Annotated in this window: 13 protein-coding genes and 1 riboswitch; of the genes, 7 read left to right on the top strand and 6 right to left on the bottom strand. The window is 45.9% G+C overall.

The window, feature by feature from the left end; all coding sequences use genetic code 11:
* Nucleotides 1–2: 2 nt before the first annotated feature.
* Complete coding sequence (locus PAEAM_RS02440) at nucleotides 3–3,023, top strand: DEAD/DEAH box helicase (RefSeq protein ID WP_100526510.1); 3,021 nt, start codon at nucleotides 3–5, stop codon at nucleotides 3,021–3,023.
* Nucleotides 3,024–3,134: 111 nt separating this feature from the next.
* Here PAEAM_RS02440 and PAEAM_RS02435 read toward each other — a convergent pair whose 3' ends face one another.
* On the bottom strand, nucleotides 3,135–3,599 hold the full coding sequence (locus tag PAEAM_RS02435) for a hypothetical protein (protein WP_100526494.1): 465 nt from the start codon (nucleotides 3,597–3,599) through the stop codon (nucleotides 3,135–3,137).
* Between the two features lie 383 nt (nucleotides 3,600–3,982).
* Here PAEAM_RS02435 and PAEAM_RS02430 point away from each other — a divergent pair, with 383 nt between their 5' ends.
* The gene (locus PAEAM_RS02430) at nucleotides 3,983–4,666 is read left to right on the top strand and encodes a type 1 glutamine amidotransferase domain-containing protein (RefSeq protein WP_100526493.1); all 684 of its coding nucleotides are present in this window, start codon (nucleotides 3,983–3,985) and stop codon (nucleotides 4,664–4,666) included.
* Nucleotides 4,667–4,770: 104 nt separating this feature from the next.
* Here the strand turns inward: PAEAM_RS02430 and PAEAM_RS02425 are convergent, their stop codons facing one another.
* From PAEAM_RS02425 to PAEAM_RS02410, 4 genes are all read right to left on the bottom strand, one after another.
* Nucleotides 4,771–5,730 carry a 2-keto-3-deoxygluconate permease gene (locus PAEAM_RS02425; protein ID WP_100526492.1) on the bottom strand — a complete coding sequence of 320 codons (960 nt, stop codon included), beginning with the start codon at nucleotides 5,728–5,730 and terminating at the stop codon, nucleotides 4,771–4,773.
* A 6-nt stretch (nucleotides 5,731–5,736) separates the two neighbouring features.
* Complete coding sequence (locus PAEAM_RS02420) at nucleotides 5,737–7,194, bottom strand: glycoside hydrolase family 1 protein (protein ID WP_100526491.1); 1,458 nt, start codon at nucleotides 7,192–7,194, stop codon at nucleotides 5,737–5,739.
* A 98-nt stretch (nucleotides 7,195–7,292) separates the two neighbouring features.
* A complete protein-coding gene (locus PAEAM_RS02415; RefSeq protein ID WP_100526490.1) occupies nucleotides 7,293–9,221 on the bottom strand; it encodes a beta-glucoside-specific PTS transporter subunit IIABC in 1,929 nt (642 codons plus the stop codon).
* Nucleotides 9,222–9,334: 113 nt separating this feature from the next.
* Nucleotides 9,335–10,183 carry a PRD domain-containing protein gene (locus PAEAM_RS02410; protein ID WP_100526489.1) on the bottom strand — a complete coding sequence of 283 codons (849 nt, stop codon included), beginning with the start codon at nucleotides 10,181–10,183 and terminating at the stop codon, nucleotides 9,335–9,337.
* A 323-nt stretch (nucleotides 10,184–10,506) separates the two neighbouring features.
* On the opposite strand from PAEAM_RS02410, the gene udk reads away from it, so the two are divergent.
* From udk to PAEAM_RS02390, 4 genes are all read left to right on the top strand, one after another.
* Entirely contained in the window at nucleotides 10,507–11,139 is a 633-nt protein-coding gene (gene udk, locus PAEAM_RS02405) for a uridine kinase (protein WP_017691162.1), read from the top strand.
* Nucleotides 11,140–11,250: 111 nt separating this feature from the next.
* Nucleotides 11,251–11,580, top strand: coding sequence for a chaperone CsaA (gene csaA, locus PAEAM_RS02400; RefSeq protein WP_100526488.1), 330 nt, complete (start codon nucleotides 11,251–11,253; stop codon nucleotides 11,578–11,580).
* 332 nt (nucleotides 11,581–11,912) lie between these two features.
* The gene (locus PAEAM_RS02395; RefSeq protein WP_100526487.1) at nucleotides 11,913–13,199 is read left to right on the top strand and encodes an S-layer homology domain-containing protein; all 1,287 of its coding nucleotides are present in this window, start codon (nucleotides 11,913–11,915) and stop codon (nucleotides 13,197–13,199) included.
* A gap of 382 nt (nucleotides 13,200–13,581) precedes the next feature.
* Nucleotides 13,582–16,593: a DUF5704 domain-containing protein gene (locus tag PAEAM_RS02390; protein ID WP_243391242.1), complete on the top strand. Its 3,012-nt coding sequence runs from the start codon at nucleotides 13,582–13,584 to the stop codon at nucleotides 16,591–16,593.
* A gap of 717 nt (nucleotides 16,594–17,310) precedes the next feature.
* Nucleotides 17,311–17,503: riboswitch (cobalamin riboswitch) on the bottom strand.
* Nucleotides 17,504–17,580: 77 nt separating this feature from the next.
* Here the strand turns inward: PAEAM_RS02390 and PAEAM_RS02385 are convergent.
* Nucleotides 17,581–18,408 (bottom strand): AraC family transcriptional regulator, encoded by an 828-nt coding sequence (locus tag PAEAM_RS02385; protein ID WP_100526486.1) that lies wholly within the window; start codon nucleotides 18,406–18,408, stop codon nucleotides 17,581–17,583.
* Between the two features lie 202 nt (nucleotides 18,409–18,610).
* On the opposite strand from PAEAM_RS02385, the gene melA reads away from it, so the two are divergent.
* The gene (melA, locus tag PAEAM_RS02380; RefSeq protein WP_100526485.1) at nucleotides 18,611–19,912 is read left to right on the top strand and encodes an alpha-glucosidase/alpha-galactosidase; all 1,302 of its coding nucleotides are present in this window, start codon (nucleotides 18,611–18,613) and stop codon (nucleotides 19,910–19,912) included.
* Nucleotides 19,913–20,009: the final 97 nt, after the last annotated feature.

Here is a 20,009-nt window from a genome sequence, read left to right as displayed (position 1 = left end):
TAATTCATCCTTACACTGAAACGATTGAGGTTCACGTCGCTTTAACCGGATATGGCGATGCTTTGTTTTACGGAGCACTCAACACACACCACTTTGTACCGGGACAGTCGCTTAAGCAGCGATTGTTCGCTTGGCATGCGCCTTCCTTCTACGGGACCGAACTGGAAGTTCGGCAGATTGAGGAGATTGAGCTGGTTGTTCTGCCTGCGGAAGAAGTCATTCCCTTTTTTGCCGAGATGCATACGCTGCTTCATATTGAATGGAAGTGGGACGAGCAAGCGGAACATCTGATTCGACTAGCTCCAGCACTGGCATCCTCCATAGAGAAACGAAAATACGTACCTAGCTTCGAGGCCTACCGTGCAGGACAGCTTCAGTGGACCTGGGACCCGGATAGCTTGAAAAAGCAGGATCGGGCATCGCTTACCAAAGCGATTCAGCAAACGGACGAGAGTTATGCCGAAGGACTTGGGGCGGCCTATTCCGCCTTTGTATTCCAGCGCTGGTACAGTTCGGAAGAAGCTGCAACGGATCTGCGGCGTGAATTCCCGCAGTTGTTCCCAGAGCGCGGCACTCTACCCAAGACAGCCGGGATGGATGCTCAGTCCTGGCTCGTATCCATTGGCTGGAAAGCAGATGCCGCACCATTCAGACCCATGCTGCAATTGCAGGAGCCGGACGAGGATGAGCCATCTTGGCGGCTGCGATTGGTGTTGCAGAACAAGCTGGATGCCGCTGTATTGGTGCCCGTCATGCTGGATTCACGGGGCAGACTTGAAGGCGAATGGCCAGAGGTATGGACACCGTTCATTCTGGATCGCTCGGCCGGATGGCTGGATCAGCTGCGTGCACATCTGCCGCGTCTTGGAAGCTCCATTAGTGGTAGGCGGGATGTGCTGAGTGATCCTTTGGGAGATCAGGAAGCCTGGCAGTTCCTGACGCAGGATAGCGGGCGGTTACTCGCAGCGGGCTGGCAAGTTCTGCTGCCTGGTTGGTGGGAAGCAGCCCGTAAGAAGAAACCAAAGCTGCGTGCTAAGGTACAGCCGGAGGAAGGCAGTGAACGGGGACAGTCGTTCTTTGGACTGGACTCGATTATTCATTTTGACTGGCGAATTGCGATTGGTGACACGGATCTCAGCGAAGATGAATTCGCCGACCTTGTTGCCCGTAATGAACGACTGGTTCGCTTCCGTGGAGAATGGGTTCCTCTCGACCCCGACCTGCTGGAACAGATACGTCGTGCCATGGGCGGTGTAGATCGGGAACAGGGACTCTCATTCCAGGATATTCTGCACCTGCATCTGCTGCACAATGAGCAACGGGAATATCGCAACCAGAAATGGAAGGAAGGACAACAAACCGAGGAAGAGCAGCCACCACAGGATGATCAGAACATTCGGCTGGAAGTAGAACTGAATGAGCACCTGAACCGGGTTATTGCACAACTCGGGGGCGGACAAGGCGGCGCACCTTCCCTGCCCATTCCGACAGGGCTTCATGCCGAGTTGCGATCGTATCAGAAGGAAGGTTTTGCATGGCTTGGTTTCCTGCGCAGATTTGGGCTTGGGGCATGTCTTGCCGATGATATGGGTCTCGGGAAAACCATTCAGTTCATCACGTATCTGTTACACATCAAGGATCATGAACCACGTAAGCCAGGACAAGCCCCGGTTCTTCTGATCTGCCCAACCTCCGTACTGGGCAACTGGCAAAAGGAAATTAGCCGCTTCGCACCCTCCATTAATGTCAGTCTGCATTATGGCGCACGCCGATTAAGTGGAGAAGAATTCCGGGATCAGACCGAGCAGGTGGATATTATTATCACGTCCTTTGCTACGGCTACACTGGATCAGGAGATGTTACAAACCTATACGTGGTCATGCATCTGTCTCGATGAAGCGCAGAATATCAAAAACGCCCAGACCAAACAGTCGCTGGCTGTCCGCAGCTTCCCTGCGAAACACCGCATTGCCATGACAGGTACGCCGATCGAGAATAGGTTGTCCGAGCTGTGGTCGATCTATGACTTTATCAATCCAGGATATCTGGGCAACGCCCGGGCATTCCAGACTCGCTTCATCAGTGCCATTGAAAAAGATAAAGATGAGCAGCGCATGCAGGATCTACAGCAATTGGTGAAACCATTCATGCTACGCCGTAAGAAAAAAGATCCCAATATCCAGCTTGATCTGCCGGACAAAAACGAGATGAAAACCTATATTCACCTTACGGGCGAACAAAGTGCATTGTATGACCAGTCCGTACAGGCCCTGATGGATAAAATGAAAGAGCTGGAAGGCATCAAGCGCAAAGGTGCCATTCTATCGGCGTTAACCCAGCTCAAGCAACTGTGTGACCACCCTCTGCTGTTGACCAAAGAGGCTTTGCCTGAGGAACTGCCTGAAGACGGCGCATTAACATCTGCTTATGACGTGTACAGTCCGCAAGATATGGCGATGCTGATTAGTCGCTCCGCAAAACTGGAACGACTGATGGAACTTGTCCGGGAATTGCGGGACGAAGGCGAGCGATGCCTTATTTTCACCCAATACATCGGTATGGGACAGATGCTGCAACAGGTACTGCGTCAGGAGTTGCAGGAGCCTGTGCTGTATCTGCACGGGGGTACCTCCAAAACGGCACGGGATCGTATGATTGAGGAATTCCAATCCCGTACATTGCCTGAGGATAAGCAACCGTCCGTCTTCATTCTGTCCATCAAGGCAGGCGGTGTGGGATTGAATCTGACCGCAGCCAACCATGTGTTCCATTTTGACCGCTGGTGGAACCCTGCTGTTGAGAATCAAGCCACCGACAGAGCTTATCGGATGGGTCAGACCAAAGATGTTCAGGTGCATAAGTTCATCTCTCTTGGCACATTGGAGGAGCGGATCGACGAGATGTTGGAGAGCAAACAGCAGCTCAGCGATAACATCATCACAAGCTCTGAGAACTGGATTACCGAATTGTCGACGGACGAGTTGCAGGATCTGTTCACTCGGCGTCGTGACTGGTCGGGCTAACTTGGATTAGATGATATATATCATAAAAAAGAGAAACACAAAAAGAGCGAAGTTTCGGAATTTGAATTCCGGCTTCGCTCTTTTTGTGTTGTTGCAGTTAATTATCCGTTCTTAACGCATGTTACCGATGATGGACGATCTTGAATCCTGCATTTTTTTGACAAAGTTTGTCATGACATCAAACGCTTCATTGCGCTTGTTGGACATGGACTGCAGACGAAGCATGTCCATCTGTTGCGAGTTGCTTGCAGCATCAATTTGACCTTTCAACTTTTGAACAGCTGCTTCATCCCCGTTTTGCTGGGCTATCTGCAATTGAGCGTTCAAATCCGCGATCTGTTGATTACGGTTCTGTACTTCCTGGATTTGCGTTTGCAATTGCGCATCCAGCAATTTGGCGCGTTCGCTCTGAACCATCATCAAAGCCGTTTCGATATCCATACTGCTAATGTTGATAGGTGTTACGCCAGAGATGTTGGAGACTGAAACTGTGCTCGCTGAAGCTGAAGAGACGATGGATACTGCAGCAACAGCAGCAACCACTGTTGAAGCGAAAAATTTGCCTGAACGTTTCATGAATGTTCCTCCAAGTATATATGTAATTTGTACCAGTTTTTTGTTGGCATCTTCCGCCATTCTAAATCAAAAGAACTAGTTGTACAATCAAATTAACTTCAAATTTGAATTAATCTCGATTTCCCTTACACCCGCCTACCTCCGCTTACAATTTGAGTAAATTAAGCAGGGCATAATAAGTAAAAGTGCATTCTTACGGGTATATTTACTACGACTAGTTTGTTCTTTACTCCTACGCTTGAAAGTCACATTGGAGATCGACGATACGCTCATGATTTTACTTTGGAAAATGGTTATGTTATATTTAATAATATATTTTACACAATTTAATTTTGTGATATTTATTATAAATTTATGTTATATATTTTACGGGAGGTTTTAATATGAAAAAGATACTGGTTGTTCTAACAAATGTAGATAAGTACGCAACAAAGGACGAGCCTACTGGCTTGTGGCTGAGCGAAGCAACTCATTTTATTGAAGAGTTTGACCATAATGACAATGTTCAGATCGATCTGGTCAGCCCTAAAGGCGGGAACGTACCTCTTGATCCGAAAAGTCTGGGCGACTCTCTGGATGAGAGCACCAAAGCCTATTTCGAGAACGAAACGTTCATGAACCAATTGAAAAATACGTTGAAACCTGGCGAAGTAAACGCGAGTGACTACGATGCAATCTACTTCACAGGAGGTCACGGTACAATGTGGGATTTCCCGGACAATGCCGAACTTCAAGAGCTTTCTCGTGATATCTATGAAAAAGGTGGCGTTGTATCCGGCGTGTGCCACGGGGTTACAGCCCTGTTGAATGTGAAGCTGTCCAACGGCCTGCTATTGATCAACGACAAAACCGTTTCCGGCTTCACGAATGAAGAAGAAACATTGGCTCAACAAACCGAGTATGTTCCTTTCCTGCTGGAAGATGCTTTGAGAGAACGCGCTGCACAATATGATAAAGCTGCTGCCTTCAGTTCCTATGTCACAACAGATGGCCGCGTGGTCACAGGACAGAATCCGCAATCTAGCAAAGCTGTAGCTGAAAGTGTTAAACAACTGCTGGGTCTGTAAAATAAACCGATCGATCCCTCTCCTCCCCCAGGAGATCATATAGATGTACAAAGCAAAACAGCACGTGATCCGTCATAATCTGACAGAACACATGCTGTTTTTTTCTAGTGATTTGTCGAAGCAGAAGCTTCCGTTGCTGTTCCTCCAGCCAAACGCTTCACGATATAAGGCACGGTCACCGACGTCAGGATCACGGCAAACGCAATCTGAGCGATAGCTGTGTCTACATATGGCGCATACGCCGGATTGAACCCGGCAGCCATCGAAGGCACCACCATGGACAATCCAGCAACCGAACATGTCGCAGCCGCTGCGTAACCTGGTCGTCTTAATATCGTGCGATCGATTCCAATGAGCGGCAACATGCAGATCAGCAAAAATAACACGGTGACCAACAAACCGGACAGACTGGACTGAAATGCAATACGCAGATCAATATTGGACCCAAAGCTGGTACCTAGAAAAGGTAGTAGAATCAGTGTTCCCGGAGCGAACATCTTTTGTATGTTGCTATCCAGGTTACCAAGCAGTATCCCGATCAAAAAAGGTACTAGTGTAGCAAGTACACTGAGATAATCGATACCGACACCGCTTGCCGAATTCAATATCATGACCGGAATAACCGGTACGGCGATCAGATTCAGAATACCAAACGCAGCACGATCCACATCATCTCCGTACGTGTTCATCAAGGCCAGATATAATCCCGGATTACAACTGGTCAGAACGGCAATGAAGGCTACCGCAGACACTCCTCCAACCCCACTTATGCCAAAAAAGTGCACAAACGCCCATCCGAACAGGCAGCTGATGAGGATGCGTGAAATACAGAGCACCCCTGCTCTCTTCAAAGTCACCAGAAGCTGTGACAAGTTAAGCTGTGTTCCTGATATCAGTAAAATCATACCGATCAGCACCATGGTACCTTTCGATGTGAACAGCGCTGTCGTTGGATCACCGATCTGAAAAAACGATGGAAACACCGTGTTGATGACCGCGGCGACCAGCATAGGAACAATCAGCAAGCCGCCGGGTATTTTTTTGATACGACCCAAAATGTTCATGGTGCGTTACAGTTCTGCTCCGTTGGTACGGATCACATTCTGATACCAGAAGAAGGAATCCTTACGATATCTTTTCAGCGTACCATTGCCATAGTCGTCCTGATCGACGTAGATAAATCCGTAACGTTTGCTCATCTCGGAGGTCCCTGAACTGATCATGTCGATGGGTCCCCACATCGTGTATCCCAACACCTCGACCCCATCCGCAATGGCGAGTCCCATCTGTTCGATATGTTTGCTCAGGAAATCAATCCGGTACGGATCGTTGATCGTTCCATCTTCATTCAGTTTATCGTAGAAACCTGAGCTATTCTCCAGAATGAAGACAGGCTTTTGATACCGATCATAGACGAGATTCAGCGTATACCGCAGGCCAATGGGATCAATCTGCCACCCCCACTCGTTAGCGGGCAGATGCGGGTTTTTATATACACTGTGTACATTGCCTGCCGTTAGTTCGAGTTGTTCGGTATCACTACTGGAAATCATCGAGTTGTAATACGACATCCCCACGAAATCAGCCGTGTGCGCGCGAATGCTATCCAGATCGCCGTCCTCGATATTCAGCTGGATCTCCTTGTTTTTGAAATACGTTTTACTATAGTAAGGGTATTCGCCTTTATTGAGCACATCCAGGTAGAATTGATTTTTCATCTGATCATCCTGTTGCATCTGGAGTGCGTCCTCCGGCTTGCAAGTGTAAGGATACGTTGTAAAATAAGCCACCATACTTCCGATCTGGTTATTCGGATCAATCTCATGAGCCATCTTGGTTGCTCTGGACGCAGCTACAAATTGATGATGCAGCCCCTGGAACAGCATTTCTTCATAATTTGGAGCATCATAATCAATGATTCCCAGCGTTTTGGCCGATGCTTTCACGCTCATGTTGATCTCGTTGAATGTCACCCAATATTTCACTTTGCCCTTGTAGCGATTAAACAACACATCACAATAGTTCACATACAGATCGATCAGCTTGCGGTTATACCATCCTCCGAACTTGTCCATCAGTACAATTGGTGTATCAAAGTGACTGATAGTGATCAGGGGCTCCATACCGTGTTTAAGACATTCATCAATAACCTGATCATAGAACTCTAATGCCTTTTCATTCGGAGTAGCATCGTCGCCACCCGGGAATACTCTGGCCCATGAAATGGAATAACGGAATACTTTGAAGCCCATCTCGGCAAACAAGGCGATATCCTCACGGAAGTTATGATAAAAATCGATTCCCCGGCGCTTCGGATATTTCACGGTATCCGGGTCATTCCTGGCCTCTTCAATCATCTCCCAATTCACTCTGATCTGCTTGGTCACTTTGCGATCGTTCTTCTCGTTAAACTTCATCACTTCTGGAATGGTCAGACTCTTGCCGTCCACATTATAAGCTCCCTCGGCCTGACAGGCAGACAGTGCACCGCCCCACAAAAAATCTTTTGGAAAATTGGAATTTGTCATTTTAGTTCCTCCTGTTATTACGTGTTATTAGTCTTATTAAGTCTTATTAAGACCATCTAGCTTGTAACTTGTAGCCTTAATGAAAAGATGAGCAGTTCTTACGGAATCAGCTTAATTAAAGCTTCACTCTCCCGGATCGGGCCGCTGGTCGCTGTAGTCAGTACATCTCCATACTGTTGCATGTTGGTTACCACAATCGATGTAATGGTGTTATATCCTGCTGACGTAATGCCCTCCGGATCAAACTCCACCAATAAATCCCCTGCCTTGATTGTCTGTCCCTGTTCGATATGGGCGTTAAAATATTTCCCTTTCAGACTGACGGTATCCACTCCGATATGAATCAGGATCTCGACACCATTCGCAGCTTTCAATCCGATGGCATGTTTGGTGCGATAAAGCGCCTCGACTACTCCGTCAAATGGAGCATATACCTTGCCATCTGTCGGAATGATTGCAATGCCTTTACCCATCAACTCTTGGGCAAATGCCTGATCCTCCACTTCAGAGATCGGTTTGATCTCCCCTGTCATTGGACTAACGATAAGCATGTCAGAAGATGTGGATGTCTGTGATGATACGGACGCTGGAGTTACCTCTGTGGCAACGACTGTCTGATTGCTATTTACTTTATTCGTAGCTTGTTGCTTCGATTTATTTCCATCTGTATCTTCCTTGATGCCAGCCAACAGCGTGAACACAAACCCGAGTACAACGGCGGCAATACAACCAATAACGACATACATGTAACGATCAGAGGAATACGTGCCAATTGCCAATACACCTGGCAGTGAAATTGCATTCGCTGTTGTATGCACCAAGCTGTAGAATCCACCGACTAATCCACCTGCCAGGCAACCTGCGAAAAAGGGACGTTTGTATTTCAGCGTTACACCATAGATCGCCGGCTCGGTAATCCCGAACAACGCGGTGAATCCACTCGAAGCAGCCGCTGATTTCATCGTTTTACTCTTCGTTAGGACAAACACACCAAAGGCTGCTCCAGCCTGAGCCAAATTCGCCGCTAGTGCCGTTGGTAACAACACGGTTGCGCCCAGTGTAGCCACTTGTTGAACCTGAATAGGCATGATGGCATAGTGCATACCGAACATAACCATGATCGGTTTGAAAAATCCAAGAATCGCACCAGCAAGAACACCTGCAGTGGAGAACAATGAGTTAATGCCATTCGTCAACCAGTCACCGATATATGAACCTACTGGGCCAAGCACGATCAGTTCCACTGGAATCATAATGAACAAAACAATCATTGGGGTAAGCAGGACCTGTAGAAACTTGGGAATCACTCGATTGACGATCGGATACACATAACTCATAATCCATACCGCCAAAATGATTGGAATGACGGAAGAGGAATATTTCATCAACAGAATCGGCATGCCGAGAAAATCAATACTATTTACACCCGTCTCAGCAATCTGAGCCGCAGCGTTCAAAATGGTTGGATGCATTAGTCCCGCAGCAAGAGCTACCGCCAAATAGGGATTGGTTTTGAAACGGTTTGCTGCACTGACAGCCAGGAAAAACGGCATGAAGTAGAAAATGCAGTCCCCGATCATGTTAATGATTGTTAGGAAACCGGAGCCTTCTAGGTAACCCATGGCAGTTATAACGGTAGCCAAACATTTGATCATCCCGCAACCAACAAGTGCTGGCAGAACAGGCGTGAATATACCTGCGATGGTTTCAAGCACTACATTGACGGGGTTACGTCTCTTTTTCGGCCCACTGTCTGTAGACTCCGTAAGCTCGCCAATCTTGTCAGAAGTTAGATTCTTCACTTCACTGTATACCGCGTCTACTTTGGCACCGATAACAACCTGAACCTGTCCACCGGAATTTTGTGCCTTGAGCACGCCTTCGAGCTGATCCAGCGCCTTGAGGTCTGCTTTGTTATCATCCTTCAAAACGAATCTCAAACGGGTTGCACAGTGTGTCAGACCCGATATATTTTGCTCGCCGCCAACGAGATCAAGTACGTTTTTAGCCAAGTCTTTGTTGTTCATGACCCTTCTCCTCTACATGAATAAATTGGATATATAAAAAATGACCAAGCCGGGGAATCGTCATTCCCTACGCTTGGTCATGCCTGATCGAATCAGTAACAGTCCAATATGGATTATTCGGTTAGTTTTTCATTAGGTTCATTCGAAATCAATCGTTGAATATGCAAGATCAAATATAATTTTTCATCATCGGAACAGGTCCAGCCATAATTATTTTTCAGGAAATCAGCAATCTTCTCCACACAAGCCAGTTCTTTCGGAAACTTCTCCTTCACCATCAGGAAAAGCGATTCATTCTCGTCTTTGAGCGATTTACCGCTCATCTGCCTCAGAATGAAATACCGGATATGTGTGGCAAAGCGCATGAAATGGATGGAATCCTCCTGAAAGTCAATTTTGAGCGCATATTTGATCACGGACAGGATCTCGCCCGTAACTGTGGTTACCTTGGTGGTATCTGTCATCTCTCCAGAGCCCACCTGTGCATTGACAAAATGTAATGCAATCAGTGTTGTTTCGGCTGTCGGCAGAGCGATATCCGTTTTTTCCTGAATCAGCTTTAGCGCAGCCTCCCCCACCCGGGTCTCGTCCGGATAAAGTGTCCGCACTTCCCATCCAAGTGGATTTTTGATACGGATACCTTCTCTCGTTCGGGTTAATGCAAAACTGATATGGTCGGACAGGGTGAGAAGCAGATTCGGGTTAAATGTTTTATTCAGGATCTGACTGCCCAGCTTGATGACTTCCTCCGCGAGATAAATATCCTCAATCGGAATGCTGTTCAGCAGGTCATACATACGGATGTTCTTTGGTGCTACAAATATTTTTTCTACCAAGTCCGTCTCCGTCAGCTCATAGGGCGTTTTCAGAAATCCGACCCCTTTACCTACGACAAAAACCTCTTCGTTATGTTCATTAATAGCGATGGCCACGTTATTGTTTACTTTCTTGATAACCTTCAATGTTCTCACCCCCCCAACAAAAATAAAAAAAGACCGAAAGCGATTACAGTAAAGCAATCGAATTCGGTCATGCCTGGTTTCCCCAGTAACAGTCCGTGTTATGAATATAAGTTTATTATAGTGCTGTTTTAAAAAAAGTCAATCATCCAATCCTAGGGAATACATCCCTCTCCAAGGCAGATGAAAAAAGCAAAGCGCTGTGGTACAATGAAGGAATTGTGTATTCACAGACAGACATGTGGGTAAAGGTGCTGAATCGATTGTGGAACAGTGCTCTTTATCCATGACTATGCTGCCATTCTAGGGAGGCTTATGGAACAACCATGCTCATTATTGGTATCGCCGGAGGAACCGGCTCCGGTAAAACGACGGTAGCTCGCTCCGTCATAGACCGTCTGGGATCAGGTAAGGTTACGTTTATATCCCAAGACAATTATTACAAAGACCAGTCGCAGCTCACACCTGAGCAACGCCGACTCACCAATTACGATCACCCGTTTGCATTCGATAATGATCTGTTGATTGAGCATCTCACCCTGTTGAAAAAAGGCCAAGCGGCGTATGCTCCCGTATATGACTTCACCATAGATAACCGTGCTGCCAATGAGACGGTTGAACTGGCACCGAACCATATTGTCATTGTAGAAGGATTACATGTGCTGATTGACGAACATCTTCGCAGTCTGATGGACATCAAAGTATTCGTTGATACTGATTCCGATGTGCGGATTCTACGTAGAGTACTGCGAGACATTGAAGAACGCGGACGCACGATCCAATCCGTGTACAAGCAATATCTCGAAACGGTAAAACCAATGCATGATGCTTTTATCGAGCCATCCAAAAAGTATGCCGATATCATTATTCCAGAAGGCGGACATAATGAAGTAGGTATTCAGATGTTATCCATCCTCACTGAGAAATACCTCACCGGGGAAAATTGGAACGGCGCTTAATTTGCTGCAAAGCAACACAACAGAAATCCAGGTTACGATACAGCGTAATCTGGATTTTTTGTTGATTTTTCATTTATAATAATCCCCATAGTTGAAAGGAGATCTCCCCCTATGGCTACTTTTGAAGAGTTCATGCAACATGACATCCGGGTTGGTACCGTGGTGGAAGCCGAACCCTTCCCCAAGGCTCGCATACCCGCTATTAAAATGACGATCGACTTCGGACCACTTGGTCTTAAGCGCTCTAGTGCTCAGATTACTCAGCGATACACGCCTGACATGATCATTGGCAAACAGGTCGTTGCTGTAGTTAATTTTCCACCTCGGCGGATTGCCGGTTTTGTCTCTGAAGTACTTGTGCTGGGCGGCGTGCCTGGTGAAGGCGATGTTATCTTGCTCACCCCGGATAGTCCATTACCTAATGGAACACCGATAGCCTGACTTTATTTGGAGTAAGAAGAATAGGGCTTTTCAAATGTTTGGAAATCGAGTATTCTTGATTTATTGATTATTGATGGAACTACATATGTTGGAGACCTTAAAGCATAAGGCTATGAATCTGCGGATTCGTGGCCTTTTTTTGTGTTTTTTGAGGAAATATAGGTCTTGAGAATTAGTCGCAGTTGTGTGGAGAGGAGGAAATATATTGATAAATCATACCAATAGCCTAGTTATACATGGTAGAATATTGATTATTATTACAAATTTAGTATCTAGTAGCCTAACTTGTACATACCAAAGACAAAAAACTGCAATTGAGAGGAGTAAGATTCATGAAAAAAATGATGATTTCCGGCGTAACGGCATTAGCTTTATTAACAGGGGGTATCGTAGGTTTTGGAAGTGTTGGGAGTTCTGTAGAAGCCGCACAAGCTACAACTAAATTCAAGGACGTTCCAGCTACACACTGGGCATCTTCAGCAATTAATTCGGCCGTGGAACAAGGTTATTTCAAGGGGTATGCCGACGGGACATTTAAACCAAGTTCACCAGTCACCAAAGCTGAAATGGCAAGTATCCTTGGACGTTTATCCGACCAGCCTAATGCAACGACACAAGAACAAAACAATTTCACGGACATACCCGAATGGGCCAAAAGCGGTGTCTCTATTGCTATTGCAAAAGGTTTTATCAACCCTTCTAATTACAAGGGAAAATTGGATGCACAAGGCGCTCTTCAACGAGGAGAAATGGCTACTTGGCTGACGCAAGGGCTAACCGTGGTTGATCCTGAGTACAAACAAGCAATCTCTGATGTGACGAACACCGTTGTGCCTGCAAAGGAATATTTCACAGGTAAACTCGCAAGCGCTCAAAAAAATGCTGTAGCCGTTGCCCTGGGAACGGGACTGATGAGTGTGGCAAACGATAAAACATTTGGCGTTGATCGTACTACCACTCGGGCGGAAGTTGCTGTGTTGATCGCCCGTTATGCAGCAGTTGCCAAGACAAAACCTGCCGATTTTCAGGGTCTGAATGAGCTGCGAGCAGTAGGTTTGACGGGGACGAATTTGAATATTATTGCAAAGTCTTTCAAACAAACACCTGAAAGAAAAATTATTCTATCAGGCAATCAGAAATACGATGATGTTGTGAACGATGACTTTTCAAAGGTTAGAAACAAAGAGATTGTTACCGATACAAATTATGCAGATCTTAAAATTTTGAATTGGATTATTGTAGATACTAATGTCGCTAGCAATAACCGTAGCATTTATTATCCCGTTTTTGTAGATGAAGGAGTAAAGCTCCAAAACGATAGATATTTTTCTTTCGTTGAGTTTGATTTAAATATTAAATCGGCCTCCATGAACCAACCACAAGCCGGAAGTCTCCTTAATTCAGCTACCTTTAATCCTTTAGCTTCCCCTCAGTCAAAATCATTTTTGTCATATGAAGCTCCAAAAACAGGAGATTATACCTTGAATAGAGGAGTATTTGGGGTTAAAAACCCTATATATTGGGCACAAGGAATGTTACATTTTAATCAATCTGTGACGAGGGCTGTGACCTTAGAAACCAAAGAGGGGGCAATCTTTAGTGTCATCGATACAAAATAAAATAAAAGATTTGAGGTTGAAGCCAGCTATCAGTAAGTTACTGATAGCCTTTCTAACCATCTGCGCTGTATTAACACCTTATTCATTTGTGCACGCCGGTGGCGGACCTGGTACTAAACCTGCAATAAAACCGCAATATATGGTACCTGAAACACCAGCTAAATCTCAACTAAAAGTTATACCTGTTGAAGGACAAAAAATGACCAATATTGGTATTTATATTTATCAAATTGATGATTTAAGATGGAGCGTTGATGGCGGATGTAGTGGGCCTAATGATAATATTTTGCTAGCTAACGATCCATCAACAAATCGTCCGGTTTCTTCGACAGTTTGTGTTGATCTTGATCTTGATAAAGAATTGTACAAACCTGCAGTATATATGGATAAGAACAGCGACCCCTATCCACGATCAGAATTAACCGAGGTATCCCTAACACCTCATTATATGGATGACAACCAATATTACAATGCAGATTTAAATATGCCTAAACTTGTTTCTGTTGACTCCTTCAATGGTAGAAGAACAATGTTCACCATGAAAATAGGCGGCGTTATCAATGCAACAGCCGCTAGAGAATATAACCCACCTAAATGGTCAGCAGATTACATCTTCAATACAGATCTTTACTGGAAAGGTCTTGTTGAAATAACCAAAGAGATCAACCTAACCGCTGGTGGACAAATTAGCTTGAACCAGTCCAAACAACTTAATGCTACGGTCAAGACGAAAACTGGAGATGGAAACTTTGGAGCGGAGACCAATGTAAACACCGGTAGCGGTGGTACAACGACATGGGAATCATCCAATCCTGGTGTTGCTACCGTTAGTAACTCCGGAGTAGTTCAAGCAGTCAGTAGAGGAACCACAACCATTACCGTATTGTGGGAAAAGGATGATTTTGAGCTAACTACCACAACAAACATTGGTGTTGAAGAGAGCCCAGGTACTGGCGAAGGCGACGGTAACGGAGGCGGTGGAGGTTGCACACCAACGATTGGACCACCTTCTGCTGGAACCATCATGAGCATGAATGATCTCGATCCAAATACCAACGGTGTTATCAAGTCAGATAACAGAGATAATGAGACATTCAATGTGTTAAGAGGAATCCCTACTTCCGAGTCACTCTACACAAATGCCTTTGCTGACAATTACCTATTTAAACAAGCTTGGGCGAAAATGAGCGGTAAAGTTACATACAACTGTAATGTCACAATCTCGTACGACAGAGAGTGGACAGTACCTGGACCAGAGGAATGTGATGATGATGGTTGTACACCAGGGCCACCTGTACCCGCGAACGATACGGTACCCAAGCCATACAACTTCCAGATTACAAGAGACTACTCCTACTGGAAAATTAACAATCTGGAAGTATACAAGATCGCTAAAGCAACCATGAATAATTACGCTTTGCCCGGTGAGACCGTTACGATGAATCCAACAGGATACACACCACCAACACTAGAGTCTAAAAATGATGAATCCGTAGAAAGCCATGTTCGACCAGGGCAAACCACTTCAATCTCATATACTCCACCCAAATTAACAGGTGGTTTGAACCAACCTCCCAGTGTGCCAGATGATACATCACGGTTAAAAGGGATGGCTGAGTCCAACACACCTCAAAGTAAAGTGAATAATGATCTAGTGAAATTCAACAACACAACCATTATGAATGATGTGGAAGCAACCAAAGATGGCCCAACGCCATCCAATATTCCTAATCCAACGATGATTGGGCGTGATGTGCTGTACAAACCGGGTAATATGATCAGCAATTCCCTGCTGAATAAAGCAAACACCACAAGCTCTGGTGAGATCTATTATGATTTGCTACCGGGTAACGTGAATGGCGGTGCCAATAAAATATTACCGATTAACGGCATCAACACGGTCACCGTACACACCCCTGTCGTCAACTACGCCTGGGTATCGGATGATCAGCCGCATAATCAGAAAACCGTACCAGACCCAACCAGTGCTGCACTCATTCTGGAACGTCCGTTCATTGTGCGAATTCCCACATCGGGACAGCACTTGGACGCAGCGAGTTATCCCGGTTATGGAAATCGGGACTATGCCAAATATTTTCGAATCAAACAGGTGCAATTCCCATTTGATGTCTATAACGCAGATCGGAGTCAGTTTTTCCCTGCCAAAACATGGGTGGATATTCCGGTCAATCAACTGGACACCACATTCTATCTCCCTGTATGGGTAGACGAAGGCAAATACCATATTGTATTCCGAAATATTGCAGAGAATGCGCCTACAAACTTTACCGAGCAACAGGATGCCAATACCAATCTGGCACATCATGTTGCAGCAGACATCGTGCCGGTAGATGTTATCGGAAGGTTATATGATTTTCACGTCACTGATATCTCTGATTACAACTGGGAAAATGTATTTCGCAAGCGATTGGGCAGTCCCGACCCAACGGGCTATAGCTACTGGACTGGGATGAATAGCATTGATGGTGATCCACGAGGGAACCTGGCTCCATTTGTATTGCCTATTCGACCGGGAAGCCATCCGGTGCAGGGATTCGCTAACGCAACTGTGAAGACAGGGTACCATTTCAAGTTCGATCTGAAGACCAAGGGCAATATGTTTGGCAAACAGGATGGTATTCGAATTACACCCACTTTTGCTTTTGTGAGTAAAGACGGGTCCTCCCGCCAAGAAGTGGATCTGTACTACCATCGCGGTCAGGAACGCCTGATCCGTATCGGATCGGTGCAGGATCTGGAGAAACGCTTTGTTGTCCTGAACTCACGTCTTCGAAATGTACCCGGCACAGAGTTAGGCGATACAGCGCGTTACCAGTATACTTATGAACTGTCAGCTGAAGAACGTAATCAGCGTACGTTGGCAGAATATATGGTTCGCCTAGTCGATCAGACATCTCATCAAAAAACATGGGTAGGTCGTTATGACTGGATGATCCTGTCCGCTCCTATTCGGACACTCATCGGGCCCAAATCGGAGATTCCTTCCGGGGTCAACGCGGACCGAGCCAATGCAGCAATCCAGCGTTGGTACGGGGAGTACAGCTTGCCAGCCGATGTATATGCCGTACCAAAAGGTACAGATCTCGAACCTCTTGCTCGACAAAATCAGCTGGATGAGAAATCGAATATTTTTCTAAAGAATGGTTATATCGTAGTCAACTTCAACATGGAGAGCCTGCGGAATGGAAATACAGAGGCGCCCCATCTGCAATACATTCATGCACCACTGATGAATCAATGGCAGATGGAAGGTTTCAACAAAAAACCAACAGACACTCGAGGCAGAACCTGGCCTCTGAAGGATGGCGATATTGTCTTTTACCATGCTGATCAGTCCAGCCGGAATGACTTCCAATCCCAAGTACCGCACTAGTTTGAATCTCTCATGTCAGCACGACTGGCTAAGCATATGTAGCCAACTACATGTGGACAGAAGAGTCTGTATGCGGAGTACCTCTCCAAAAGAAGACTGAATATCTGTATACCGATAATCACCCAATGAAGCAATCAATAAATATATGATGAAATAGCCATGAAGTGCCCGACTGAGTACTATGCAGCCTTCACAAAACTACGGTGTACTCAATGACATAGGTGAACTGCACGACATAAGATGAAGCATTCACAAGCTATTGCTGTATCACATCCCAACTACACACAACATGCCTGTTATACAACAAAAGGGTTATCCTGAAAGTCATCTATGGACTTCTGGGGTAACCCTTCTTGCATCATTCTCTTTTTATAACCTTACTTAGACTATAAAGAAAACCCGCACATTAGTATTATCCTGACAGACTTTCTCCAGGAGACAGGTAGGTTAGCAGGAACGTCAGGAACGTGATGCCGAACAATACGACTACCAGTTGTAATAATCTTTTAACGATATCTGCTCAAATGCTCTAACGTCCTTCCCCACAACTTTTTGTATGTGCCATGATGTTCTTCGTCCACAACTCCGCTGAAATCTTATAAATTCTATCAAAAAAAGCGTCCTTCTCCGTGTTAGTGAATGAGAACGCCTTAAATAAACAGATTTTCAGAAAAAATCATGCTCTCTAAACAACTTCCTATCTCCCGTAGGGTACTACTGTGTTTCTTAAACCTGGCAGGTCTCCTGGCTCCGGAATCATCGTCACTTGCAGCTCCTTCCCGGCTTAAACCAGTGGATTATCGCTACTTGACTCCTCTGTTACAGTGGCGGGACCGCGCCGGTATCACACCAGACTTCCCTATTAAGCTTCCACCTTGACGGGCAAAGCACCAAGTTCCACATATTCAATTACACTTCTGTATCAGTAACGCGGGACAACATTTAATGATCAAAACTTTTCTTTCAAATTTGAAACACTAAAAACGTCTAATCTGGATTTCTCGAACCCTTTGGAGACACACCCGTCACTCGCTTGAACATCTTGGAAAACAGTAATGGGTCTGTATAACCGACAGAATGGGCCACTTCACTGACCGACAGCCCTGGATTCTGAAGAAGTTCGGCAGCCCGATTCATGCGGTACTCCAGAAAAAAGGACTGTAGCGACATGCCATATCGCTCTTTGAACAATCCCGACAGATACGTGCGATCCAGCCCCACAGCTTGGGCAATATCCAGAATGGAGGTCCGCTGACTGTATCTGTTCTCCATATATTGCACCGCCTGCCGGATGTACGTCTCTTTGTTCGAAAGGAGATGCCCTATTTCTTCCTTCACAGGCGAAGAAGAGATTAATTCTGCCACCAAGCGGTACAAGAGACTTTGATTCATCACATCGCCTCCCGGACGCGTGGAAGCCTGGACCATCTCCGTATACAACTGTTCCATCGTATTTGTATCCTGGGCATCATATATCGGACGCTCCGGGCTCAATTGAGCACGTTGCATGAATGCTTTGGCTTGTATGCCTTTAAAACCGAACCACGAATATGTCCAGGGCTCCTTCGGATCTGCCTCATAATGAATGAGTGTGTCCGGGAGAATGACAAAACCCTGGCCCTCGCTAAGCTTGTATTCTTGATCCCCCATGTACACGGTGCCCCGTCCTTCATGGATGTAGTGCACAATGTAAGAATCACGTACACCCGGTCCCCAATAATGCGCAGGGTCACATGCCTCCCACCCAAAAAACAACAACAGCAACTCCATCTGTGTCCAGCCTGCGGGAACCACATTCATCTCAATGCGACTCATTTTTCTCCCTCCATCCTGACTTCGTTCCGCTTACCTCTTCATTTCGTCTATTTATATTATAACAGCTAAAGTGCTTCCATATTAGTTGAAAGCGGGAACAAAAATGGGATTATGCCATGTTTGAAAGGGTTTGAGCCATAGTTATATGTGCCGAATCGGACTATAGTTGGGGTACAACATTTTTCAGGGAGGCTAAACTTAAATGAATAAAATTACGTTTCTCGGTGCGGGAAGCACCGTCTTTGTTAAAAACGTATTGGGTGATGTCATGATGACCGAAGCACTGCAGGATTTTGAATTAGCATTGTTCGATATCGATGCTGAACGTTTGAGCGACTCAGAGCGATTACTAACCAGTCTGGCCCGTTCACTCGGAAGTCGTTGCGTTGTGAACGTATATCATGACCGCAAAGAAGCGCTACGCGGGGCCAAATATGTCATCAACGCCATCCAGGTCGGTGGATATGATCCATGTACCATTACGGACTTCGAGATTCCGAAGAAATACGGACTGCGTCAAACAATAGCAGATACACTCGGCATTGGCGGAATTTTCCGTAACTTGCGGACGATTCCGGTTATGCTGGATTTCGCCCGAGATATGCAGGAAGTATGTCCAGATGCGTGGTTCCTGAACTACACCAACCCGATGGCCGTGCTTACCAACGTCATGAATGTGCATGGTGGGATCAAAACTGTAGGATTGTGTCATAGTGTACAGGTATGTGTACCGCATCTGTTTGATGCACTGGGGATCGATCAGACAGGTGTCGTGGCTAAGATTGCAGGGATCAACCACATGGCGTGGCTGCTCGAAGTTACCAAAGACGGGCAGGATCTGTACCCTGAGATTAAACGTCTGGCGAAGGAAAAACAGAAGGAACAGCATGACGACATGGTTCGTTTTGAGCTGATGCAGCGTTTTGGCTATTATGTAACGGAATCCTCTGAGCATAATGCCGAGTACCACCCTTACTTCATCAAGCGGAATTATCCGGAGCTGATTGAACGCTTCAATATTCCACTGGATGAATATCCCCGCCGCTGTGTGAACCAGATTGAAGGCTGGAAAGAAATGCGTACCAAGCTGTTTGCCAGCGAAAATATTGAACATACCCGCAGCCGTGAATACGCATCGCATATTATCGAAGCGATGGAGACGAATAACCCGTACAAAATTGGCGGAAACGTTATGAACAACGGACTGATCACGAACCTGCCGCGTGAGGCATGTGTCGAGGTACCTTGTCTGGTCGATGGATCAGGAGTCAGCCCTACGTACATTGGTGATCTGCCTCCACAACTCGCGGCATTGAACCGGACAAATATCAACACGCAACTGCTAACAATTGAAGCGGCAATCACTGGCAAAAAAGAACATATCTATCACGCCGCCATGCTTGATCCACACACGGCTGCGGAACTGTCTATCGATGACATTGTAGCGATGTGTGATGAGTTGATTGAGGCTCACGGCGACTGGTTGCCAAAATATACGTCATAATATAAAAGCACCGTTTCCTTTGTAGCTAAAAGGGACGGTGTTTTGTTCGTTCCGTAGCGCTCACCCACTGAAGCGTAATCATATCATTTGATAAGAA

The organism is Paenibacillus sp. GM1FR, assembly GCF_002803315.1.
In the GTDB taxonomy this organism is placed as follows: domain Bacteria; phylum Bacillota; class Bacilli; order Paenibacillales; family Paenibacillaceae; genus Paenibacillus; species Paenibacillus amylolyticus.
This window is presented reverse-complemented; position numbering and strand designations above follow the sequence as displayed.